Source organism: Collinsella sp. LCP19S3_D3 (assembly GCF_052121455.1).
Lineage (GTDB): Bacteria > Actinomycetota > Coriobacteriia > Coriobacteriales > Coriobacteriaceae > Collinsella.
This window is the reverse complement of sequence record NZ_JBQKEF010000006.1, coordinates 1-22,585: the sequence shown is the minus strand read 5'-3', so window position 1 is coordinate 22,585 and position 22,585 is coordinate 1. Positions and strand designations below refer to the sequence as shown.

The window sequence follows — 22,585 nt, the reverse complement described above, 5'->3', positions numbered from 1 at the left end:
GGAAGCCTTTCGATTTTGGGGAAACGTAGGGGGTATCGCTACAATATGGTATCAGCTGCAGAAATCATAGAGGAGGAGTCTGCCCATGCCGGGTAAAAGCCTAGAGAACATGCACGTAGCGGTCTTGGCGGGCGGCCATTCCGCCGAGCGCGAGATTTCGCTCAATTCGGGAAAGAACGTCGTGGTGGCCCTAAAGGAGGCTGGCTACACTTCGGTGGAGCTGCTCGATACGGCTGCCGATGATTTTATGGTGACTATGGCAACTGGCGATTTTGACGTGGCGTTTATCGCCATGCACGGCGCCGGCGGCGAGGATGGCGCCATGCAGGGAGCCATGGAGACGCTGGGTATCCCCTATACGGCGTCGGGTGTGCTCGCCAGCGCGTGTGGCGCCGATAAAGAGGTTTCAAAGCTTCTGTATGCCAAGGCAGGCATCCCCATTGCCCCCGGTTTGGCGCTTGAGGCGGGCGACGAGGTTGATATCGATCGCATCGTTGAGATTTGCGGCGAGCGTTGCTTTGTAAAGCCCGCCGTCAACGGCTCCAGCTACGGCATCTCCCTGGTACACGAGCCCTCTGAGCTGCCTGCCGCCATCGCCAAGGCCTTTGAGTACGGCGATAAGGTGCTGGTCGAAAAGTGCATCGAGGGAACCGAGATTACCGTAGGCGTCTACGGCGAGGATGACGTGCGCGCCCTGCCGATCGTCGAGATTCGCAAGCCTGAGGACTGTGAGTTCTACGACCTGGATGTGAAGTACGTCGATCCCACGGATATCCACCGTATTCCGGCGCAGATTTCGCCCGAAAACTATGCTCGTGCCCAGGAACTAGCCTGTGCGGCCCACAAAGCCCTCGGCTGTCTGGGCATTTCGCGCAGCGATTTTATCGTGAGCGAGGACGGCCCCGTCATCCTCGAGACCAATACGATTCCCGGTATGACCGATACGTCGCTGTATCCGGACGAGATTCGTCATACCAAAGACATGACCTTCCCGCAGGTCTGTGACAGTCTGATTCGCATGGGTCTCCGTCGAGCGGGCATTGCATGCTAATCGAGGACGCTGTATCTCCTGGAACGCCGCAGTTTGTCATTGATTCCTATGCAACGCTCGCCGAGCGTGCCCGCACACAATCGTTTGGCCTTATCGAGGAGGATGTTATCGTCCTCGATACCGAGACCACGGGTCTTTCGGTCCAGGACAACGAGCTTATCGAGATTTCCGCGGCCCGTCTTTCGGGCCGCGAGGTCGTTGACCGCTTTGACACGTTTGTGCATCCCAAGCAGCTGATCCCTGCCGAAATCACTGAGCTCACAAGCATCACAAACGCCGATGTGGCCGATGCCCCCTCGGCTGTAGAGGCCGTGGCTGCGCTCGCCGATTTTGTGGGCGGGTGCCCGGTTATCGCGCACAATGCCACGTTTGACCGATCATTCATCGAATCGGTCAAGGGCGGTGTCAACGTCAGCGACATCTGGATCGATTCGCTGGCGCTGTCCCGTATCGCGCTGCCGCGCCTGGCATCGCACAAGTTGTCCTTTATGGCCGATCTGTTTGGCTGCGACTCCGTGTCGCACCGCGCAAACGCCGATGTCGATGCCCTGTGTGGGGTGTGGCGCGTGCTGCTGGTTGCCCTTACGGACTTGCCGCAGGGCCTTATGGCGCGTCTGGCGGATATGCACGCGGATGTTCCTTGGTCCTATCGTCCCATTTTCTCGTTTTTGGCAGGTCAAAACCCCGGCTCGATTTTCTCGCTTGCTGCCGCCCGCGCCGACGTGCTCAAGGCCGATCGCGCCGATGATCGCGTGGATGCCGACGAGCTGCCGGTTCTTAACATGCCGAGCCGCGAAGAGATTGAGGAGGATTATGCCCCCGGTGGTCTAGTCAATCGCATGTATCCCACTTATGAGCCGCGCGACGAGCAGATTGCCATGGCGCTCGAGGTGCGCGACGCGTTGGTTACGGATACGCATCGCGTGATAGAGGCCGGTACGGGCGTCGGTAAATCGATGGCGTATCTCGTGCCCTTTGCCGAGGCCGCCCGCCGAAACAACATTACCGTTGGCATTGCGACCAAATCGAATAATCTTGCCGATCAGCTTATGTACCACGAGCTGCCAAAACTCGCCGAACAGCTGGACGGAGGCTTGTCATTCTGTGCGCTCAAGGGATATGACCACTATCCGTGCCTGCGTAAACTCGAGCGCATGAGCCGAAGTCAGACCGAGATTACCACCAAGCGCGATCCTGCCGACACGCTCACAGCGGTTGCGGTGATCATGGCGTATGTGTGCCAATCTGCCGATGGTGACCTCGATTCGCTCGGCATTCGCTGGCGCAGCGTCAACCGCCCCGACTTTACGACGGCCTCGCGCGAATGCGCTCGCCGCCTGTGTCCGTTCTTCCCCGATAAATGCCTCGTCCACGGTGCCCGTCGTCGCGCGGCGCATGCCGATATCGTGGTCACAAATCATTCCCTGCTGTTTCGCAACGTTGCGGCCGAAGGGAGAATTTTGCCTCCCATCCGCCACTGGGTAATCGACGAGGCCCATTCCATCGAGCGCGAGGCGCGCCGCCAGTGGGCGCGCGTGGTCTCGGCAGACGAATCTCGCGTGCTATTTGAGCGCCTTGGCGGGTCGAGCTCCGGTGCATTGAGCCAGGTATCTTGTGATTTGGCGACATCCGAAGGCTCCACGCTTTATCTGGGGCTCACCGCGAAGGCGACGTCTACGGTCGCACGCGCGAGCATGGCACTCGCCGAGGTGTTTGACGGCGTGCGTGAGCTCGGCCGTCGCGCTCGCGGTGGCTACGACAGCGCAAATCTGTGGATTGGCCCCGAGTTGCGCGAGTCGGATGACTGGCATGACTTCTTGCAGTCTGCCAGCGCTGCTATCGATGCCCTGGAGCAGGCGGATAAAAATGTTGCCGCGCTGGTGCAGGCTGTCGCTGCCGATAAACCCGAGGTCGTCGTCGACCTGGGCGATATTTCGCGCCGTCTGCACGAGCTGGCCGAGAACCTCAAGCTCATCATTGACGGCACCGACGAGCATTATGTGTACTCGCTGCAGGTCAACCGCCGCCTACGTGCGGGCGGAGAATCCATGACCGCCGAGCGCATCGACATCGGCGAGGCCCTGGCGAACGAGTGGCTGCCCGAGGTGCATACGGCCATCTTTGCCTCGGCAACCATGACGGTGTCCAAGAGCTTTGAGCACTTTAACCATGCCGTAGGCCTCGATCGCATTGCCGCTTCGGCATCCTCGTCACTGCACCTGGATTCGAGCTATGACTTCGATTCGAACATGGCCGTAGTCGTGGCGGGGGACATTCCCGACCCTCGCGACCGCGAGGGCTATCTGTCCGCGCTCGAGCGCGTATTGGTCGATGCCCATCTTGCCATGGGCGGGTCGGTACTCACGCTGTTCACCAATCGCCGCGATATGGAAGACCTGTACGCTCGGGTTGAGCCCAAGCTGGCGCGTGCCGGCCTGGAACTCAATTGTCAGCAGCGCAATTCGTCTCCCCGTCGCTTGCGCGATCGCTTTATCAACGAGTCGACCTCGTCGCTCTTTGCTCTCAAAGCATTTTGGGAGGGCTTCGATGCCAGCGGCGAGACGCTGAGATGCGTCATTATCCCCAAGCTGCCATTCTCGAGCCCCACCGATCCTCTCTCGTGCGAGCGCAATCTGCGCGAGGACCGCGCCTGGGTACGCTACTCGCTGCCCGAGGCGGTTCTCGAGGTCAAGCAGGCGGCCGGTCGCCTGATTCGTTCATCGACCGATTGCGGCGTGTTGATTTTGGCCGACCCGCGTCTGGTGACGAAGGGTTACGGAAAGAAATTTCTGACATCGCTGCCTACCAGCTCGTATCAGCGCATCGAAACGGCGCAGATCGGCCACTATCTTCAGTTATGGCGCCAAGCGCACGAACGCCATCGCTAAGAACGGAAGGCCATTGCCTCGGCGGCATCACATAGACGCTTTGAAAGGGCGGGGTCGTCTGCGATGCGGATGGCTCCGCCCGCTGCGATAATCTGGCTAAACAGCCAGTTTTCGGAGCTATAGCAAACGGTCACGCTTGCCGTACCCTCCCCATCGGCTTTAATTGACCTGATACCTGCCCACCTCACGCGTTCTGCCATATCGAGCGGCATCAGGAGCTTAACGCTCTGGCTTGCCTGTGCAAGGGAATCGTGCAGGGACGTGGTTTCGGTCGTGTGACGCACGACGGAGTCTTCCGTCAGCAGAAGCTCCTCGATCTTGTCCATACGGTAGGAGCGCTGCCCGTCTGCCTCGACATCCCAGGCAATCAGGTACGTTTGGTCGCCGTTGGTCGTAATCTTTAGGGGGTCGATCAATCGCCTGCGTGGATGCTGGTCGTCCAGGGAGCGGTAGGTGACGAGGCATCGCACGCCATCCTGAATTGCACAACAGAGTTGCTGCCAATAAGATCCGCGGGCGACGGTATCGTCAACGCGTTGGTTGTATCCGAGTTCCGCCGGAAGGAGTGCGCGCCGGATGCGCGCCGCCGCGCACTCCTCGATTCCGAGTGACTCCAATTCATGATTGAGTACGGCGCCCTCGGCGGCACTCAGGCGAAGCGGCAGCACACGGCCCGCATCGCCGATGAGAACCACACGTTCATCGTGGCATTCGCAAATGATGCGCGCGCCCGATTCGCGGTCTGCGAGCGTCGAGATGATGCCGATGATCTCGTCGAGCGAAGCTCCGGAGATATCGAAGCGACTGCAGATTTCGTCTCGCGTCATGCCCGCCTCGCCGGCGGCATAGAGTGCCTCCATAATGTCGATGGAGCGCGAGAGCCTTTGTTCGCTGGTGAGCTTACGCACGGCCATGAGCGCTCACTGTCCTTTCGATGAGGCGGTTCCACGCCTGCTTGAGTTCGTTGGGCGCTACGGGCCTCATACCGTCAACGCTGTGTTCCATGCAAAATGACGCCGCCGCATTCAGGTCGCGAACGTCAACGGTCCAGGTCCAGCCGTCTTTGGCGTGCTCGAGCCTTCCTCGCCCACGTGTGAGGCCGTGGACCATGTCGGATTGAGCCTGCGGAGCAAACGAGAAAGTTGCCGTGACGGGCTGGCAATCGGAGAAATCGAATTCAAAGAAGAGGTAATCGTTGAGATTGAAGTCTGCGGGAATGGCGTAGGCCCGCGATGGACGCCACGCACGAACGATGCGATCGCAGCGAAAGGTTCTGATTTTTCCGGTGGCGTCATCTAGGCCGCAAAAGTAGGCCGTTCCTTCGCGCTCGAACATGCCGTAGACGCAAACAGTGCGTTGTCGTTGCTCACCCCGTCCGTTTTGATACAAAAAACGCAGCGCGCATCGGTCGGCAAACGCGCTCCATACCGCATCGACCGTCGGCGAGTGAACAACGGGGGGCTCGGCCGTATTCGTCTCGCCGGTAAGATAGGCAATTTTGGAGCGTATGTCGGCGAGCGGGGTCGCAAAGGCCGAAGAGCCCGTGGTGAGGGTCTGATCGATAGCGTTTAGCAGAATGTCGGCATCGTCTGCGGTGATCAAGCCGCCCGCGGCAAACGTATGCTCACGGTCGATTGTCCAGGCGCTCTCCTCGGTCTCCTGGGCACCCGCGGCGCGAACTTCCTTGATCACAATGCCCCGCTCGAGCAGCTTGTCGCGGTCGCGGCGAAATTTTCGCTTATCCGAGTCGACGTTGCCCGATCCGTAGCCTAGGTCAGAATCCAGCACGATCTGCTCGGTAGTTACGGGCTCGGGGGAACTGTTGAGGACAAAGAAAAGGTTGAGGATACGCTGGGCGGTTTTGTCGAAACCGGGTTCTGGCGCATTTGTTTTGTTTGTCGCGGTCATATCGCTTACCGTCATAGAATCCTCGCATGGGAAGGTTATTTGATGCCATGATTTTAATCCGATATGGAGATTAGGCTATATCCTTGTCCGCTCAGTGCGTTAAGATGCCCAGATTTCGGCCGATTGCGTTCGCTCGGGGTATACTTTCGACTATATACGGTTCTAATGTGCAAGCATTGGGCCTATTTGTCGGATTATGGATGTGGAGCGCACATGGCGAACACCCAGAACTATATCAATCATCTGCTACAGGGCACGGGCATCACGCCGGCGTGCAGCGAAGAAGAGCGTTTGGCTGCCGAGGATATCGCCCAGATCTTCCGCAATCATGGCTTTGATCCCGAAGTCCAGGAATTTAACGCTCCTGCACCCAGCAGGCTGGCATTTGCCGTCACAGGCATTCTGTCTTTTGCCGGCGCCCTGCTTATGGGTATTGGCGGCAGCATCGGCTTAATCGGTGTTCTGCTGGCCATCGTCGGTGCCGTGTTGTATGTGCTCGAGCGTACCGGTCGCCCTGTTATCTCTCGCCTGGGCAAGACGGGCGTGAGTCAAAATGTCATTGCCTATCACAAGGCCACAGGTCCGCTTGCATCTCCGCGCAACCGTCCGGTGGTTGTTGTCGCCCATTACGATTCTCCGCGTGCCGAGCTCCTCGCTCGCGAACCGTACGCGCCGTATCGCGCGCTCATCGCCAAGATGCTGCCGGTCGCCACGATTGTCCCCGCTGCCGTCGCCATTCTGCGTATTCTGCCGCTCCCCGGCGCTTTGAAGGTTCTGCTTTGGATCGTTGCGATCCTCGCCTCTCTTGTGGCGCTCGCCAACGCGGCCAATATCATTGCCAACCGTTTTGTTCTTCCCTATACGTCCGGTGCGGTCTGCAATAAGTCTTCTGTAGCCGCGATGCTCGGTGTCATGGATAACGTTGCCCCTTACCAGGGCGAAAACGAGTTCCCCAACGACATTCCGTTTGATGACTATTTTGGTGAGCAAAAGCGTCGTGCCGAGGAGATGGCGCGCGCGGCGGCTGAGTATGCCGCTGTCCAGCAGCAAAACGACTACGGCAACACGATCGAGTACGAAGAACCCTCCTACAACGAGGACGAGTTTGGCCAGCCGATCGCTCCCGAATCCGAGCAGGGCGAAGTTTTTGACGAGCAGATTGATGGCTTTGAGGGTGCCTCAGCTGACGAAACCCTGATTGGTGTCATTGCTCCCGAGGCTCAGGCTGAAGCCGAGGTTGCTGCCGAGCCGGTCGCGGATGAGGATGACGTCGAGTCGATTGGGGCGCCCGCTGTCGCCGAGCCGAGCGAGCCCGAGCCCAAGCTGTATCGCAATGCTGCCGGTAATATTCGCTTTGGTTCTGATGCCATTCGTGCCCTTGGGATGCTTCCCGAGTCGTGCACGCTTGATTACGAAGAGGGCGAGGAGCCGACGGTCGATCCCGAGCCTGCTTCGGTTGAACCTGTCGCCGCGCCTGCCGACGAGCCCGTCGTCGATACCGAGCCCGAGACGGAACCCGAGCCCAGCCCTGCACCCGAGCCGGACACCGCTGCACCCGCTCCGGTTGTTCAGGATGTGTACGACGATTCCGCCAGCGATTACGATGAGTATCCGCAGCGCGTTTCCTATGAGAGCGATACCGATTTTTCGGCCGATCTACCGGTCGCGACGCCCCATGCCGATATAGCATCTGCGTTCTCTTCGATTGGAGCCAGCGCTTCAAGCTTCTTTAAGGGCGCACTCGCTAAGGGTAAAAAACTTGTCGACGACCTTGAGGAAAAGCGTGCCGCTGCGCGCGAGGTGGCAGAGCAGGAGGCTATTGCCCACCAGCAGGCTGCCGAGGCCGAGCGTGAGCGTGCGGCGCGGGAATTTGAACAGCATGAGGCTGAGCAGCCTGCCGCGACGGAGGTCGCCGAGGCTACGACGTCCTTTGAGGCCCAGCAGCCAATCGACGCCACCGAGACGCTCGATGCCACGAAGTTCGATGCCACGATAACGTTCGAGAAGCAGGGTACTGCCATCGCCGAGCCCCTTTCTGTTTCCGATGAGTCCCAGGATGCTGCAGATGAGATCGAGGCGCCCGAAGCCGAGCCGGCTGAGAGTTTCGATGCCGAGCAGGTTGAGAACGTTGACGCCGAGCCGAACACCGCCGACGAGATTGAAGCCGAAGCGACGGTCGTCGTTGAGCAAGAAGAGACACCGGTGATTTCTAACGCCGATGAGTCCAGGCCGTACTCTACGCAGATCTTTACCATGCCTGCCCCGAGCGATCCCGGCTCCACGGTTGCCAACCCCGCATCGGCGCAGGTCGAGACGGTTGATTCGCTCATGGCACAGATTTCGTCCAAGGCCGCACCGCGTCCGCAGATGAATATCCCCGATCCCGCTTCTGCTCCGGTGCTCACACCTTCTTCTTCGCCGCTTGCCTCGGTCCCCGATCCATCGCTGCCCTCGATGCAGCAGGCCAACGTCGCATCCCGCACATCCCTCTTCGATCTCCCCGACCCCTCGGCTCAGGCCGACGATCCTTTCGCGACGGCTCAGGGGCCCGAGCCCACGTCGGCGCCGGTTGCCCCCTCCATGCCCGTTTCTTCGGGCGCTCAGCCCATCGAAACCATCTCGGCTCCCGTCGTCAAGGAGGCAAAGCCTCAGAAGCGCGGTCTGGGCGGCTTGTTCGGACGCAAAAAGAAGAATGAGCAGAACAGCATGAGCGACTGGCTGGGCGTCGAGGATGACTACGATGCCAAGAAGTCTGGCCGCGGTATCGGCTCTTGGGATAACTTTGAGGACGATGATAACGGCTGGAAGGGCGGTGCCACCTCTTCTGACGGCGCTTCTGCCGAGGACATGCTTTCGGCTGTTGCCTCCATGGGTGATGACGAGCTGCTTGGTCATGATATCTGGTTTGTGGCAACGGGTGCCTCGGATTGTGACGGCGCCGGTATGAAGGCGTTCCTCGAAGCCCATCGCAATAAGCTGCGTGGTGTGTTCTTTATCAATCTTGAGTCCATTGGAGCCGGTAGGCTTTCGGTCGTGACGGTCGAAGGCGAGCAGCAGTTGCTCAAGGGTGATCGCCGCATCATGAATCTGGTCAGCAAGGTGTGCAAGTCGTTCCACGTTGATTGTGGCGCGTTTGAGATGCCCTATGCCAAGACCGATGCCTATGCCGCGCTCGAGGCGAGCCGTCGCGCCCTCACAATTGCCGGTGTCGATGGCCCGCGTCTTGCCTGCGCGCGCACCGAAGACGATTTGCCGTACAACGTCAACCCGACGAACATCGCTACGGTGTCCGAGGTTGTCACCGAGGTCATCCGCCGTTCGTAGCGGACCTCTAAGGAGTTAGCGTGTTTTCATACATCAAACGCCATTGGCCCGTCTATGTGGTTCTGTTTTTGATCGCCATCGCCATGGGTCTGGGGGCCGCATATATCGTGGGCGCTAAGGGGTCGACGCCCAGGTCCACGATGAGCGAAGAGGTGGAGCAAGAGCAGAGTTTGGGTGCCGACGGCATTTCGGATGGCGATCTGGAACTTGTTGACGGCGGGTCTGCGTCTACGGAATAGCCTTTGGTTACATACGCCAGATAACGGGCGAGCCGGCATATCGGCTCGCCCGTTATTTCTACTTACTCCTCTTTTGATGCCGAGCTTAGCCAAGTGAGCCAAATTGCTGTGCCACCGGCGGTCAATAATGCGGTGAGAAAAGAGATGATGGGTGCATTGCCCGTATTTGGAAGATCCTGCGGAATGGCGCATTTTTGAACAACACGATCTTTATCGTGCGACTCGAGTTTTTCGCCTCCTCCGTTGCGGCAAAGGTCAACACGGGCACTGTTGGCGAGTGCGGTTTGGGGCGTATAGGATGAGGTTGCACACATCCGGATGATTGCTCCGTGTAAATCCGATTTGAGGGATGCCGCCGCGTCGTCAAGGTCGTCATGCTCGTCTTTAAGCCCATTGCGATTCCAAGAATCGTTGTCGCGCCGGGTCGTAAAGTCTGCGGAAACCGAGCCATACTCAAAGCGAATCCCCGTGATAACATCGTCGTCCGAAAGCGTAAGGTCCTTTACTTCGAGGGTGGAAGACTCCGTGGTCGAGACATCGGCTTTCCAAAGACTCCAGCCATCGTAATCGACAATCCGCACATCCTCGCCCAGCCGCTCTTTGACCTCGGCTGTCTCGAGCCACGGGTTGGTGTGTTCATCGTCAAGTGTGGCGTTGGCCTTTTCCTTTATGCCCAACTTGTCTGCCGGTGACGTTCGATACCAAACATTGCAGAGCCCGTTTAAGTCGCCGACGGCGATCGGGGTTTTAATGGCGACAAGTTTGGCCGTGCCGTCTTTGGCACATTCGAGATCGTCGGTGATGGTGAACTCGTCGACCCAGGTGCTCGATTCGTTTTGAGCGTCGATGGTGTAGGAATAGGAGCCCTTTCTGTCGGGTTGCGTCGCCGCCCGGTTTTTACCGTCGCCGTTCGCCACTGTTCCCTTTACGGTTGGCCGCGCGATTTCTTGTCGCTTGTCGACGCTCCCCTTAATCTCAATCGGTGCATCCGTCATGGTTACGGCCTGGATCTTCCCCGTATCCTCGACTTCAAAGGATACGTCTTCAGCGAGGTCATAGGAGCGCGGGGACATTGTTTCGCGTAGGGTATAAGAACCGGGTTCAAGGTGCTCCACGCGATGGGGCTGCTCGGATGATATCCAAGAATCAATTTCTGTTCCATCGGCGTCGCATAAGACCAGTCGGGCGCCTTTAACTTCATGCTTGCCTGTCATATCGACCTTGGAGAAATCGACCTTGGTGTAATCATTAGGCAATTCAATCTGCGACTCGACCACGGGGACCTTCTGGTCGATATAAGTAAGCTCAACGATATGTGCTGTCCGATCAAGTAGATAGCCGTCGGGAGACTGGGTTTCAACGACTTCGTATCGTGCCGTTCCGCAACCCAGCGAAAGGTTGTCTACGCGAGCTTTTCCCTGTTCATCAGTTGTGACGGCGGCAACGGCTTCACCGGCAAGGGCGGCAATGTGGCCATCGGGACAAACGATATCGTCGGCAGCGCGAATTTCAAACTTGGCACCAGATAGGGCACTGCCGTCTACTGCGTCAGCCTTCGCGATCTCGATGCTTCCGGTTGCCGCGCTGTTGAAATACGAGACGGCGGCGATAGGTGTGAGATCTGTATCGGCAGGAATCGTCACCTTCAGTTCGTCGCCCACAAGGTAGGGCGCTTTGGCTGCGACTTCTCGTACGTAATATGTGCCCGGCTTGAGCGATTCTGGCAACGTGACGGTGCCGGTCGCATTGGTGGTAAAGGTGTTCATAACGTTGTGCGTCGGATACCAGCATGTTTGAGAGATGGGTTCACGGTTGCTGTTGAGCAGCTGAAAACTAAAGCCGGCAAGGGGGACGGAAGCTCCCGTCTGGGCATCGCGTTTGATGATTTGGAGATGTGTCGAAAGGGTGTGATTGTCCACTATGTACTGAAGCTTGGCTCCGTCGGCGATTTGCTCGGGCGCGATGGTCCAATCCTCTGCCCGCTTGAAGCCTGTGGGAACAGTTTCCGGGACCTCGCGAACGGTATACCCCTCACGATCGTAGGGGATGGCGCCGTGGACGCCGTCCGGTCGTGTGCCCGCGCCAAACCAGGCCTTGGGCTGGTCTTTGGTGGATGCGAAGCCATAGACATTTGTCGTCAATGTGCCTACGACCTGCTTAGAGCTGTTGCTGACAATTTCAAAGACGACGCCTTCCGCTGGCTGTTCTAATCCCGATTGCTCGCCGTTCCCGTAATCCTTGAACTTGGAAATCTCGAGGTCAAACGCAATATGAGTATTGGGGATGCGGCGTTCGAGCTCAACGACGCCCATGTCGTTTAGTTGATTGGGACCGACCGTATAGGTCCAGCTGTCATGGGGGAGCAGGTAGCCCTCTGGTGCTTTCGATTCGTAGAGGGTAAAGGTTCCCAGGGGAATGCCGCTTAAGGTCGCCTGGCCATCGCCTTCGGTCGTGAAGGTGCGCGTCCACCCAGGGGTAGATTGCGAGACACAGGTAAATTCGGCTTTGGCGAGCGAGGTTCCCGCCTGCGCTCCGGCATTCGTGGCGGCATCGCTTTTGACGACACGCAGCGTGATAGAACCTGGCTGCTCGTTGATTGTGACATGTCCGACGCTCTTTCCGGTGGTAAAGGCAATGCGATCGCGTCGGGACAGATAGCCTGTCGGCGCTTTGGTTTCGATTAGGTAGTATGCCGTGTTGGGCAAAAGTGTTGCCCGTGCACGACCGTTGCCGTCCATTTTGATGCTGCCGACGTGTTTGTCTGTGTTTTCCTCAAAGATGTTAAACGTCGCCCCACCTAACTGATACGTATCGTTCCCGCTGGTAATGACAGTGTCTGCAGATCTTTTCTCAAAGGATACGTTGATGGTGGGCAAAACGTAGAGCATATCCTGGTGCCGGCCTTCGTTAGAGACGGGTCCGTGATAGCGTCTGGCGCGATGCGGGTCGGCCTTAATATTTCCGGCTTTTGCGTTGTCGTAGAGCCAGCGCGCCGCCGCGACAACCTCGGCGTCTTGATCGAACTTGCCGCTTTTGGCAACGCCGGCGTTGTTTGTATACGCAAAAGAGCCATCGGGGCGCGTGGTTCCTTTGAGCATCCACACGGCAATCTGGGTTGCGGCGCGGGCGCGTTCGGCCGTTAGGTTATGGCCGCCAAATGATGTGGAGGAAGGGTATCCATGGCAGATGACGGCGGCAAACTCGTTGTCGAGCCATGTCCAACCCTGATTGTAGGTCCGCCAGGGTCCTCCCGGGCTGCTGGGGCCGGGGCAGTCTTGGTTCATGCAGTAAGAAATTGAGGCGTCTTGTGCCTCGTACTTGCCAATGCCAAACGGTCCGCACATATCGCTGATGGTGCGAAAACTAAGCGTATCGTTTCCATCGACGGCGCAGGCGGTACCAGGCGTGGCGCAGGCTAGAAACAACAAGAGGAATAGGAGCAGCGGTGCTGTTGCGATTGCGCTGTGGACAGAGTGCGTGGGTGCATTGGACATGGCTGCTCCTTATCCTTTGTGCGCCGCGCTGGGAGATTGCGGCGCGTGGGATGAGATTAGCGCCGGGGGTCATACGGGTAAGTACCGCGAGCTGACCAAGAACTTGCCAAGTTCCCAACAAATGGAGACCGGTTTTAGATAATCAAACAAAAGAGCAGGTAGAAGACGGTGTAAAACAGGTTACTCGAGTCCCTGTTTTCGCAATTCGAGCAACAAGAAGATGATTTTCCATGCGTAAAACAAGGGTTAGTGCCCTTGTATCAAACAAGACAACCGCGTTATACTATCCCCCACATATGCGGGCATCGCCAAGTGGTAAGGCATCAGCTTCCCAAGCTGACACTCGCGGGTTCGAGTCCCGTTGCCCGCTCCAGTTAAAAGTACAAGCACGGCACCATCACGGTGTCGTGCTTTTTTCAATAAAGTGCCGGGACTCGAACCCGACAGGGTGTGAACGTTAGGCAAATGGCAAAATGTTAGGTTAATACCTGCTGCCTATACTTGCACCTGCGCACGGTACAATGGTTGAGTTACGACCAACGTGCCAATAACCAAAAAGGAGCCGCTATGATCGATCGCTATACCCGCCCGGAGATGGGACACATCTTCTCCCTCGAGAACAAGTACGCCATTTGGCAGGAGATTGAGGTTCTGGCCTGCGAGGCCCAGGCGGAGCTCGGCAAGATCGGTATTTCTAAAGAAGAAGCTCAGTGGATTCGCGACCACGCCAACTTTGAAAAGGCGAAGGTCGACGAGATCGAAGAAGTCACGCGCCATGACGTCATTGCCTTCCTGACCAATATGAAGGAGTATATCGACGCCGATGTTCCCGAGGGCGAGCCTAAACCCAGCCGTTGGGTTCACTATGGCATGACCAGCTCTGACTTGGGCGATACGGCCCTGTGCTATCAGCTCACCCAGGCCTGCGACCTAATTATCGAGGACGTCAAGAAACTCGGCGAGATCTGCAAACGTCGCGCTTTCGAGGAGCGTAACACGCTCTGCGCCGGTCGCACTCACGGCATCCACGCCGAGCCTATGACCTTTGGTATGAAGTTTGGCTCTTGGGCCTGGGAGCTCAAGCGCGATCTGGATCGCCTTGAGGACGCTCGCAAGAACGTCGCCTTCGGTGCCATCTCGGGTGCCGTTGGCACCTACAGCTCCATCGAGCCGTTTGTCGAGGAGTATGTCTGCGAGCACCTGGGTTTGGTTCACGACCCGCTGTCCACGCAGGTTATCAGCCGCGACCATCATGCCTACCTCGCCGGCGTCCTCGCTACCACGGCGGCCACCTGCGAGCGCATTGCTACCGAGGTTCGCAATCTGCAGAAGACCGATACACTCGAGGCCGAGGAGCCGTTCCGCAAGGGTCAAAAGGGCAGCTCCGCCATGCCGCACAAGCGTAACCCCATCACCATGGAGAAGGTCTGCGGCCTGTCGCGCGTCGTGAAGTCCAACGCCCAGGTCGCCTTCGACAACGTCGCCTTGTGGCATGAGCGTGACATTTCGCACTCTTCTGCCGAGCGCGTCGCCCAGGCCGATAGCTTTATCGCGCTTGACCACATGTTCCAGTGCCTTATCCGTGTTATCGATGGCCTCCAGCTGTATCCGGCTCGCATGATGGCCAACCTCAACAAGACCCGCGGTCTCATCTTCTCCTCCAAGGTTCTGTTGGCCCTCGTCGATACGGGCATTACCCGTGAGGACGCCTACGCAATCGTGCAGGAAAACGCCATGGCGACCTGGCATGAGGTGCAGGACTGCGTTTCCGGCCCCACCTTCAAGGAGCGCCTCGAGGCCGATCCGCGCTGCACCGTCAGCCAGGAGAAGCTCGACGAGATCTTTGATCCGTGGGACTTCCTCACCCGCATCGATACGGTCTTCGATCGTCTGGAGCAGCTGAGCTTCGAGTAGGTTCGGGCATAACGTTAGCTTTTTAGGGCGCTTTGCTGGTAATGTGTGTTGCCGGTAAAGCGCCTCGTTGCATTTATGGAAAGACGGGGATAATAGTCGTCTCGAATGACATTCTGAGAAGGAGATCGCATGATTTCGTTTGATTACAAGCCCCAGGGCGTGTGTACTCGCAATATTCACCTCAATCTTTCCGATGACGGCAGCAAAGTGCTGGGCGTTGAGTTTACCGGCGGCTGCAACGGCAACCTCAAGGCCATCTCTAAATTGGTCGAAGGTGTTTCTTCCGATCGTGTGATTGAGGTGTTGGCCGGCAATACGTGCGGCACGAAAAAGACCTCCTGTGCCGACCAGCTTACGCGTGCTATCGAGGCCGCGCGTGCCGAGATTGCCTAATGAGTATTTTTGATCGCGTTAAGAATGGGATAACGCGCCGAGGATTTGTGTTGGGTGGTGCTGCCGCGAGTGCTGCCACGCTGCTTGCGGGGTGCTCGAAAAAAACGGGCACCAGCGATGATGCTGCCGGTGAGCCGCAGGTTATCAAAGATGATTCCAAGATCGTCTCGATTACCGAAGAGTATGAGGCCGTCGACATTGATCTTAAGCCGACGGCGTCGTGGACGTTGCCATTGGGGACGCTCCTGTATTACTGCGATGGCGGTTACGCTGCGGCGATGATGGCGCCCGCATCTGCGCTGCATGCCAACACGCTTGGCGTGTTCAACATGGGGGACGGCTCACTCACCACGTTGATTGACGATCCTGTCGAGGGTTCCGGTTATGCGTTTTACGACGTTCGCGCCACCGATAGCGTGTTTGCGTGGGTTGAGATGAACTACGCGAATTCGTCGTGGAAGCTCTATGCGCAAACCCTGTCGGGCGCGGCACTTACTGGTAATGCCGTTGAGCTTGATCGCGGCGGTGAGGACTACGACCCTCCGTTGTTTACCGCCTTTGACTCGTCGGTCATCTGGTACAAGATGCCTTCGACCGGTGGCAATAAGACCGGCAGCGATTCATATTGCTACCGCCGTTCGCTCGATGAATCTAAAGCGGAGGCAATCTGGAAGTCGACAGGCCGCTTTGCGTCTGCACCGCGCGTGAGCGATGGCATCCTGACTATCTCACCCCGCGTGCGCAATGACGAGGGCGTCTATTACGGCATGACGGCGATCGACCTGACGGACGGCAACAATACCAAGAGGGCTCAGCTGGTCCTTCCTTCGTCGGTGTCACCTTTCGAGGCCGTATATATGGGCGATACGTTTGTGTTCTCCATTGAGGCGACCTATGCCGGCGTGGGCGGCCTGGGCAATATGGGTACCTACATTGGTAACGAGGGCGGTCCGTATCAATTTCTATCGCGCGAACCGCTTGCGTGCGCCGCCGGCAGGAAGGGCAAATATCTGGTTAAGGTTCAGGCGTCGCATTTTCTGATCGATACCTCCGCTAAAACCTATGGTTCGCTGCTGTCGCCCGACCGCGCTCTCGAATATGGCGATTATCCAGCTACGGCGGGAAAATCGAATACGTTTTTAACCTATGCCACGGTGCGCAATAGCCAAGGAATTCCCGAGACGGTTACCGCTCGCCTGTTCTCTCTTTAGCGCCGAGGGGTTAAAAAGGCGCCAACGGGGGAATAAGCCCATTGTAACCGTGAGTACCGCCCGCCGAGCTGTCGCGCCCATGCGATGCCCGGTGGGCTCAGGTGCGTTAAAATGGGCTTGTTCTTAGCTAATTGAGACAGGGGGGCCGTGTTATGGCTTCAGATGCAAAAAAGATTCTGCTGGTCGAGGACGAGAAGGCGATCCGTGACGCTGTCGCTGCCTATCTCGAGCGCGAGGGCTACTGGGTTGTTGGCGTTGGCGATGGCCAGTCTGCGATCGAGGAGTTCGAGAAGCACCAGTTCGACCTGGTTGTGCTCGACCTTATGCTCCCCAAGATCCCCGGCGAGCGCGTTTGCCGCACTATCCGCGATACCTCGGATGTGCCCATCATCATGCTTACCGCCAAGGGCGAGATCGAGGATCGCATCATCGGCCTCGAGCTTGGTGCCGACGACTACCTGATCAAGCCGTTCTCGCCGCGCGAGCTCGTCGCCCGCGTTCGCGCCCTGTTCCGTCGTGCTCACCAGGCAGACGAGCCCGCCGTTGAGGTACTCGACTTTGGCGATCTGGTCATCGATATCTCGGGCCACAAGATCTTGGTCGAGGGCAAGGAAGTTGATTTGACCGCTTCCGAGTTTAAGCTGCTTACCACGCTTGCTCGCCATCCCGGTCGCGTCTATAACCGTATGGAGCTGGTCGAGAAGGTGCTCGGCTACGACTTTGAGGGCTACGAGCGCACCATCGACAGCCATGTGAAGAACCTTCGCGCCAAGCTGGGCGACGACCCCAAGAAGCCTAAGTGGCTCTATACCGTTCACGGCGTCGGTTATCGCTTCGAGGCTCCGGCCAAGACCGATAAGTCGGACGAGAAATAGGTAAATCACATATGACACCTGCGCGCTTTGAAATCGGACAAAAGCACAAGCAGGAGAACGAGGCGGGTTCCAAGGCAAGTTGGAACACGCCTCGTTCCGATTCACGGCCGGCGATGAGCTATCCCTCGCGTATGGCTTTGGCTTTTGCCCTGACATCGCTCATGACGGTATTGGTGCTGGTGGGCGTTGTCTCCGTTGTGTGGGGCACCGTCTTTTCGGATTACACGCGCTCCAATATCGTCGAGATCGCCAATTCTGCTGCCGAAAAGCTTGCGACGTCGTATGAGGAAAACGGCAATTGGACTGCGGGCGAGCTGCGCACGGTCGCGACATCGAGCTTGGTGTCCGACGACCTGGGTATGCAGGTCGTCAACAAAAAGGGCGTTGTCGTTTATGACGACTCATGGCCTTCGGCAAGTGCGACCGCCGATGTGCGCGAGAGCGAATTGCCGTCGAGCAGCTCGAGCGGTAAAAAGGCCTCGCATAGCCCGGTCTCGTCAGCGCCCACCGACTCCGATAGCGTTGCCAACGTCGAAATCGTTACGTCCTCTGGCGAGCATGTCGGACAGGTAAAGCTATGGGCTATCGGCTCCGACGCTCTGCTCACTAAGGCAGATTCTGCGTTTAGGGAGAAGACCTTTAACGCCATGGCTCTTGCCGCGGTTGTTGCAATCTGCATCTCGGTCGTTATCGGATCGCTCGTGTCGCGCATGCTTACCAAGCCGATTCATCGTATTACGAGCACAGCCAAGCAAATTCGCGACGGCGATCTGTCTGCTCGTACGGGCTTGCGCGGCGATGACGAAATCGACCAGCTGGGTGAGACCTTTGACGAGATGGCCACCTCGCTCGAGAAAGATATGAAGCACGAAAAGCGCCTGACCTCGGATGTCGCACACGAGCTTCGTACACCGCTCATGGCCATGCTTGCAACGGTCGAGGCCATGCAAGACGGCGTGTACCCCACCGACGACGAGCATCTGGAGACGGTCGCTTCCGAGACGCGTCGCCTGGCTCGTTTGGTGCAGCAGATGCTTGACCTATCGCGTATGGAAAACAGCACGGCTCCGCTCAATCTCGAACCGGTGGACATGGTTCCGTTCGTGCGATCGATTGTGAACGGCCAGGAGCGTCTGTTTGCCGACCGTGACCTTCGCCTTCGCTTTGCAGATGAAACCCAGGGGCACGACGATGTCGTCGAGGCCGATCCCGACATGATCACGCAATGCGTCATCAACCTCATGAGCAACGCCATGCGCTACACCCCCGAGGGCGGTTGGGTCGTAGTGTCGGTGCTCAGTGACCGCAAGCATGTCAGTATTGCCGTTTCGGATACCGGTATCGGTATTGCCAAGGACGATCTGTCGCGTATCTTCGGACGATTTTGGCGCGCCGATGCCAGCCGCGCCCGCGAAGCTGGCGGCCTGGGCGTCGGCCTCGCCGTAACTAAACAGATCGTCGAGCGTCACCATGGCTACATATCCGTGGAGTCGGAGCTTGGAAAGGGTACGACTTTTACGATTCATCTGCCCCGCGAGCACACGGCGGACGCGGCATCTACTACAATGGAGCACTAGCTTTTCGCTATTCGGTGAAGGAGGGACCGCGTCCCTGCCGCTCCGAGTTTGCGAAAACGTGCGGGAAAGAACCCGCATTTCTATCGTATTTAGGTAAGGAGTGACTCACGTGACAACGATGGAGCGTCGTCCGGATTCCCGTGGCAAGGTTCGTGATATCTACGATGCCGGCGAAAACCTGTTGATGGTCGCCACCGATCGCATTTCTGCGTTCGACTTTATTCTTCCCGACGAAATTCCGTTTAAGGGAGAGGTGCTCAACCGTATCTCGGCGTTCTGGTTCGACAAGTTTGCCGATATCGTCCCCAATCACCTCGTCTCCATCGATCCGGCGGATTTCCCCAAGGAGTTTGCCGAGTATCGTGACTATCTCGCAGGCCGCGCCATGCTGGTTAAGAAGGCCCAGACGATTCCTATCGAGTGCATCGTCCGCGGCTATCTGACCGGTTCGGGCAAGAAGACCTACGACGAGAACGGCACCGTCTGCGGCATCCAGCTGCCTGAGGGCCTGACCGAGGCCTCCAAGCTCCCCGAGCCGCTGTTCACCCCGTCCACGAAGGCCGAGATCGGTGATCACGACGAGAATATCTCGTTTGAGCGTTGCTGCGAGATCGTTGGCGAGGACATCGCCACGCAGATCCGAGATCTGTCTCTTAAGATCTACAAAGCTGCCGCCGAGTATGCAGCGACCCGTGGCATCATCATTGCCGACACCAAGTTTGAGTTTGGTGTCATCGATGGCAAGGTCACGCTGATCGACGAGTGCCTCACGCCCGACTCCAGCCGTTTCTGGCCTGCCGCCAGCTACGAGGAGGGTAAGATTCAGCCTAGCTACGACAAGCAATTCGTCCGCAATTGGCTCAAGGCCAACTGGGATATGACGGGGGAGACCCCGCATCTGCCCGCCGAGGTCATCGATGGCACGTCCGAGCGCTATCGCGAGGCCTTCCAGATCATCACGGGCTCCCAGTTTACAAGCATGAAGGAGAACGCGTAAGTGAGTACCCGCAGCGCCACGAACAAGCGCACGCAATCCCACGAGGTTACCGGGGTTGCGCGCAAGTCCGCCGCATCCGCCAAGCCAGCTCGTCAGGCAGCGAGTTCTGTTCGCGTCGTGCCGGCATCATCCAAGGCACGCCGCAAGGAGCTCGAGAAGGGCGAGAGCCTCGAGGGCCTCTCTAAAGAGGAGAAGCGCGCCCGCAAGGCTAAGCGGCGCGCCAAGGAGGACCGCATCTACACGGTGTCGAGTATCCTTCTCAAGCAGGATGAGGACTACACCAAGCGCCGCCGCATCTGGTGGGCCGTGCTTACTATCGGCATGGTGCTCGTCGTGGCCATTTGGTCTTCGCTGTACTTCGCTCCCGCTGGCATGGTGTCCAGCCCCGTCCAGATGGCCGGCATTGTTTTGTCCTACATCGTCATTCTGGGTGACTTCATCTACGACTTCGTGCGCATCCGTCCCTTGCGTAATATGTATCGTGCGCAGGCCGAGGGCATGTCCGATAACAAGCTCAACGCTATCATCGAGCGCTCGGCTGCCAAAGAGGACAAGAAGGCCTCCAAGAAGAAGTAGTAGCGTTACAACCTATAGATATCGCTAAGATATAAGGCGCGTCGTTTTTTGCGGCGCGCCTTTTTACTGTCCTGTAGATAGATGGAGTGGCACATGATTCGAGCTGCCCTGACGGTCGAAGAGGCTCTGGAGGGTATGAAGTCCCTGGAGCCCAAGATTAGAAATTATGCGCGTCTCGTTGTCCGCAAGGGCGTCAACGTTAAGCCCGGTCAGGAGGTCGTCGTTCAGTCTCCCGTCGAGTGCGCGTCATTTGCGCGCGTGGTGGTTGCGGAGGCTTATGACGCCGGTGCCGGTCACGTGACGGTCATCTGGGCTGACGATGCCGTGACGAGGCTTACCTACGAGTATGTCGAGAAAAGCTATTTTGAGCAGACTCCCGAGTGGAAGCGCATGCAGCTGGATTCGTTGGCTCAGGACGGAGCCTGCTTTATCTTTATTGAGGGCACGGACCCTGCTGCCCTCAAGGGCATCGATCCCGCTAAGCCTGCCGCAGCTTCTAAGGCGAGGAACATGCAGTGTAAGGTCTTCCGCCGTGGACTGGACTACAACATTAACCCGTGGTGCATCGCCGGCGCTCCGGTCGCTGCTTGGGCGCGCGAGGTATTCCCGGGAGACGCCGATGAGGTTGCAGTCTATAAGCTGTGGAATGCGATTCTGCACACCGCTCGTGCTGATGGCCAGGACCCGGAGAGCGACTGGGAGCTCCATGACGCCACATTCGAAAAAAACCTGCGCTTCCTAAACGATAATCAATTTGATTGCCTGCACTACACCGCTTCGAATGGAACTGATCTGACGATTGGAATGACGAAAGGCCATGAGTGGGCCGGCGGCAAGGGAAAAACTCCCGACGGTCACCCTTTCTTCCCCAACATTCCCACCGAGGAGGTCTTCACCTCGCCCGATCGTATGCGCGCCGACGGCATCGTGTACTCGGCTATGCCGCTCATTCACCACGGCAATAAGGTTGACGATTTTTGGATTAAGTTCGAGAACGGCCGCGTAGTGGACTATGACGCTCGCGTGGGTAAGGCAACGCTTGCGAGCATTATTGAAACCGATGAAGGTGCTGCTCATCTGGGCGAGGTCGCGCTTATTTCCAAGAACACACCGATTCGTGAAAGCGGCATTCTATTCTACGACACACTCTATGACGAGAACGCCAGTTGTCACCTTGCGTTGGGTGTCGGTTTTCCCGAGTGCATCGAAAGCGGGTATGACATGTCCAAAGAGGAACTTCTGGAGCATGGCGTCAACGTTTCGAGCACGCACGTTGACTTTATGATTGGCACGGACGACATCGATATTACGGGCATTACACCTGATGGACGTGAAATTGTGATTTTCCAGAACGGCCAATGGAGTTGGGAATAGTCTCAGACCGTGGTACAATGCCATCCGCGGGCCGTTAGCTCAGCTGGCAGAGCAGGGGACTTTTAATCCCAAGGTCCAGGGTTCGAACCCCTGACGGCCCACCATAGAATAGAAAAGCGACTGGCGGATGCCGGCCGCTTTTTTTGTTGCCGGTGCACGGGTTCGAACCCGAAAGGGCGCGGAGCTGAGGAAACGCGTCAGCGTTTGCCAGCGCAGCGCGCGAGGCGCGGAGGCGCCGAAGCGGCCGCCCGCGCAGCGGGCCCGAACCCCTGACGGCCCACCATAGAATAGAAAAGCGACTGGCGGATGCCGGCCGCTTTTTTGTTGCCGGTGCACGGGTTCGAACCCGATCTTCTCTATATATAAGGACGCCTGGCGGCCAAAACCAGCCTTTTACCGACAGGAAACCAAAACCAGATGCCGTTAGAGTAAAGTAGCGCACCAGAGATGACCGATACCTCAACACCTATAAACCAGCTGGTCATCGCCAATACCGGAAGCCGATGCTTCAGATATGACTTCAGTGGAACAGCTGAAGGATCAATTTATTTGTGAACAAAATATGGAGTGCGTGATTCCCGCCCCGCGGGCCCCTCCGGTCTGGCAATATATCTCCTTGCCGCGCGGCCCGGTCGGACCGGATGAGACGCGCAGGCGTGCACCTTGAGAACCGGATACTGCGAGGATGGACACACCAGATGTGTCGCATCCGGGCAGACATCGAACCATTTGAAATGGTCTGACTTGGATTCGTTTTTCGCAAG

General features: G+C 57.8%; 15 protein-coding genes and 2 tRNA genes. 14 read left to right on the top strand and 3 right to left on the bottom strand.

The features are described from left to right. The first annotated feature begins 85 nt into the window (after positions 1–85). Positions 86–1,051, top strand: coding sequence for a D-alanine--D-alanine ligase family protein (locus ACTQXM_RS03655; RefSeq protein ID WP_427748142.1), 966 nt, complete (start codon positions 86–88; stop codon positions 1,049–1,051). Further along, a complete protein-coding gene (locus ACTQXM_RS03650; RefSeq protein WP_441537033.1) occupies positions 1,045–3,939 on the top strand; it encodes a helicase C-terminal domain-containing protein in 2,895 nt (964 codons plus the stop codon). The genes ACTQXM_RS03655 and ACTQXM_RS03650 overlap by 7 nt, the downstream gene beginning before the upstream one ends. Here the strand turns inward: ACTQXM_RS03650 and ACTQXM_RS03645 are convergent. Further along, positions 3,936–4,853, bottom strand: coding sequence for a helix-turn-helix transcriptional regulator (locus tag ACTQXM_RS03645; protein ID WP_441537032.1), 918 nt, complete (start codon positions 4,851–4,853; stop codon positions 3,936–3,938). The genes ACTQXM_RS03650 and ACTQXM_RS03645 overlap by 4 nt on opposite strands. Then, the gene (locus tag ACTQXM_RS03640) at positions 4,840–5,862 is read right to left on the bottom strand and encodes a helix-turn-helix transcriptional regulator (protein WP_441537031.1); all 1,023 of its coding nucleotides are present in this window, start codon (positions 5,860–5,862) and stop codon (positions 4,840–4,842) included. Before ACTQXM_RS03640 ends, ACTQXM_RS03645 begins: the two co-directional genes overlap by 14 nt. Before the next feature lie 198 nt (positions 5,863–6,060). Between ACTQXM_RS03640 and ACTQXM_RS03635 the strand changes: the two genes are divergently transcribed. Further along, the gene (locus ACTQXM_RS03635; RefSeq protein WP_441537030.1) at positions 6,061–9,171 is read left to right on the top strand and encodes a hypothetical protein; all 3,111 of its coding nucleotides are present in this window, start codon (positions 6,061–6,063) and stop codon (positions 9,169–9,171) included. Positions 9,172–9,191: 20 nt separating this feature from the next. Then, complete coding sequence (locus tag ACTQXM_RS03630; RefSeq protein WP_427729007.1) at positions 9,192–9,410, top strand: hypothetical protein; 219 nt, start codon at positions 9,192–9,194, stop codon at positions 9,408–9,410. A 62-nt stretch (positions 9,411–9,472) separates the two neighbouring features. Here the strand turns inward: ACTQXM_RS03630 and ACTQXM_RS03625 are convergent, their stop codons facing one another. Continuing rightward, positions 9,473–12,904 carry a SpaA isopeptide-forming pilin-related protein gene (locus tag ACTQXM_RS03625; protein ID WP_441537029.1) on the bottom strand — a complete coding sequence of 1,144 codons (3,432 nt, stop codon included), beginning with the start codon at positions 12,902–12,904 and terminating at the stop codon, positions 9,473–9,475. A 298-nt stretch (positions 12,905–13,202) separates the two neighbouring features. Between ACTQXM_RS03625 and ACTQXM_RS03620 the strand changes: the two genes are divergently transcribed. The 10 genes from ACTQXM_RS03620 to ACTQXM_RS03575 all read left to right on the top strand — a co-directional run bounded on the left by ACTQXM_RS03620 (position 13,203) and on the right by ACTQXM_RS03575 (position 21,925). Further along, positions 13,203–13,277, top strand: a tRNA-Gly gene (locus ACTQXM_RS03620). A gap of 194 nt (positions 13,278–13,471) precedes the next feature. After that, positions 13,472–14,818, top strand: coding sequence for an adenylosuccinate lyase (purB, locus tag ACTQXM_RS03615; RefSeq protein WP_154516820.1), 1,347 nt, complete (start codon positions 13,472–13,474; stop codon positions 14,816–14,818). A gap of 129 nt (positions 14,819–14,947) precedes the next feature. Then, positions 14,948–15,211: a TIGR03905 family TSCPD domain-containing protein gene (locus tag ACTQXM_RS03610; RefSeq protein ID WP_427717875.1), complete on the top strand. Its 264-nt coding sequence runs from the start codon at positions 14,948–14,950 to the stop codon at positions 15,209–15,211. Next, a complete protein-coding gene (locus ACTQXM_RS03605; RefSeq protein WP_441547604.1) occupies positions 15,211–16,422 on the top strand; it encodes a hypothetical protein in 1,212 nt (403 codons plus the stop codon). Before ACTQXM_RS03610 ends, ACTQXM_RS03605 begins: the two co-directional genes overlap by 1 nt. A 152-nt stretch (positions 16,423–16,574) precedes the next feature. Continuing rightward, on the top strand, positions 16,575–17,297 hold the full coding sequence (locus ACTQXM_RS03600) for a response regulator transcription factor (protein ID WP_006236208.1): 723 nt from the start codon (positions 16,575–16,577) through the stop codon (positions 17,295–17,297). Between the two features lie 11 nt (positions 17,298–17,308). Continuing rightward, positions 17,309–18,874 carry a sensor histidine kinase gene (locus tag ACTQXM_RS03595; protein WP_154516828.1) on the top strand — a complete coding sequence of 522 codons (1,566 nt, stop codon included), beginning with the start codon at positions 17,309–17,311 and terminating at the stop codon, positions 18,872–18,874. A 118-nt stretch (positions 18,875–18,992) separates the two neighbouring features. Continuing rightward, complete coding sequence (locus ACTQXM_RS03590; protein WP_154516897.1) at positions 18,993–19,871, top strand: phosphoribosylaminoimidazolesuccinocarboxamide synthase; 879 nt, start codon at positions 18,993–18,995, stop codon at positions 19,869–19,871. After that, positions 19,872–20,447, top strand: a complete 576-nt coding sequence (locus ACTQXM_RS03585) for a hypothetical protein (protein WP_427717870.1) — start codon at positions 19,872–19,874, stop codon at positions 20,445–20,447. It begins immediately after the preceding gene. Positions 20,448–20,540: 93 nt separating this feature from the next. Beyond that, entirely contained in the window at positions 20,541–21,821 is a 1,281-nt protein-coding gene (locus tag ACTQXM_RS03580; protein WP_441537028.1) for an aminopeptidase, read from the top strand. 28 nt (positions 21,822–21,849) lie between these two features. Then, positions 21,850–21,925, top strand: a tRNA-Lys gene (locus tag ACTQXM_RS03575). The last annotated feature ends 660 nt before the right edge of the window (positions 21,926–22,585 follow it).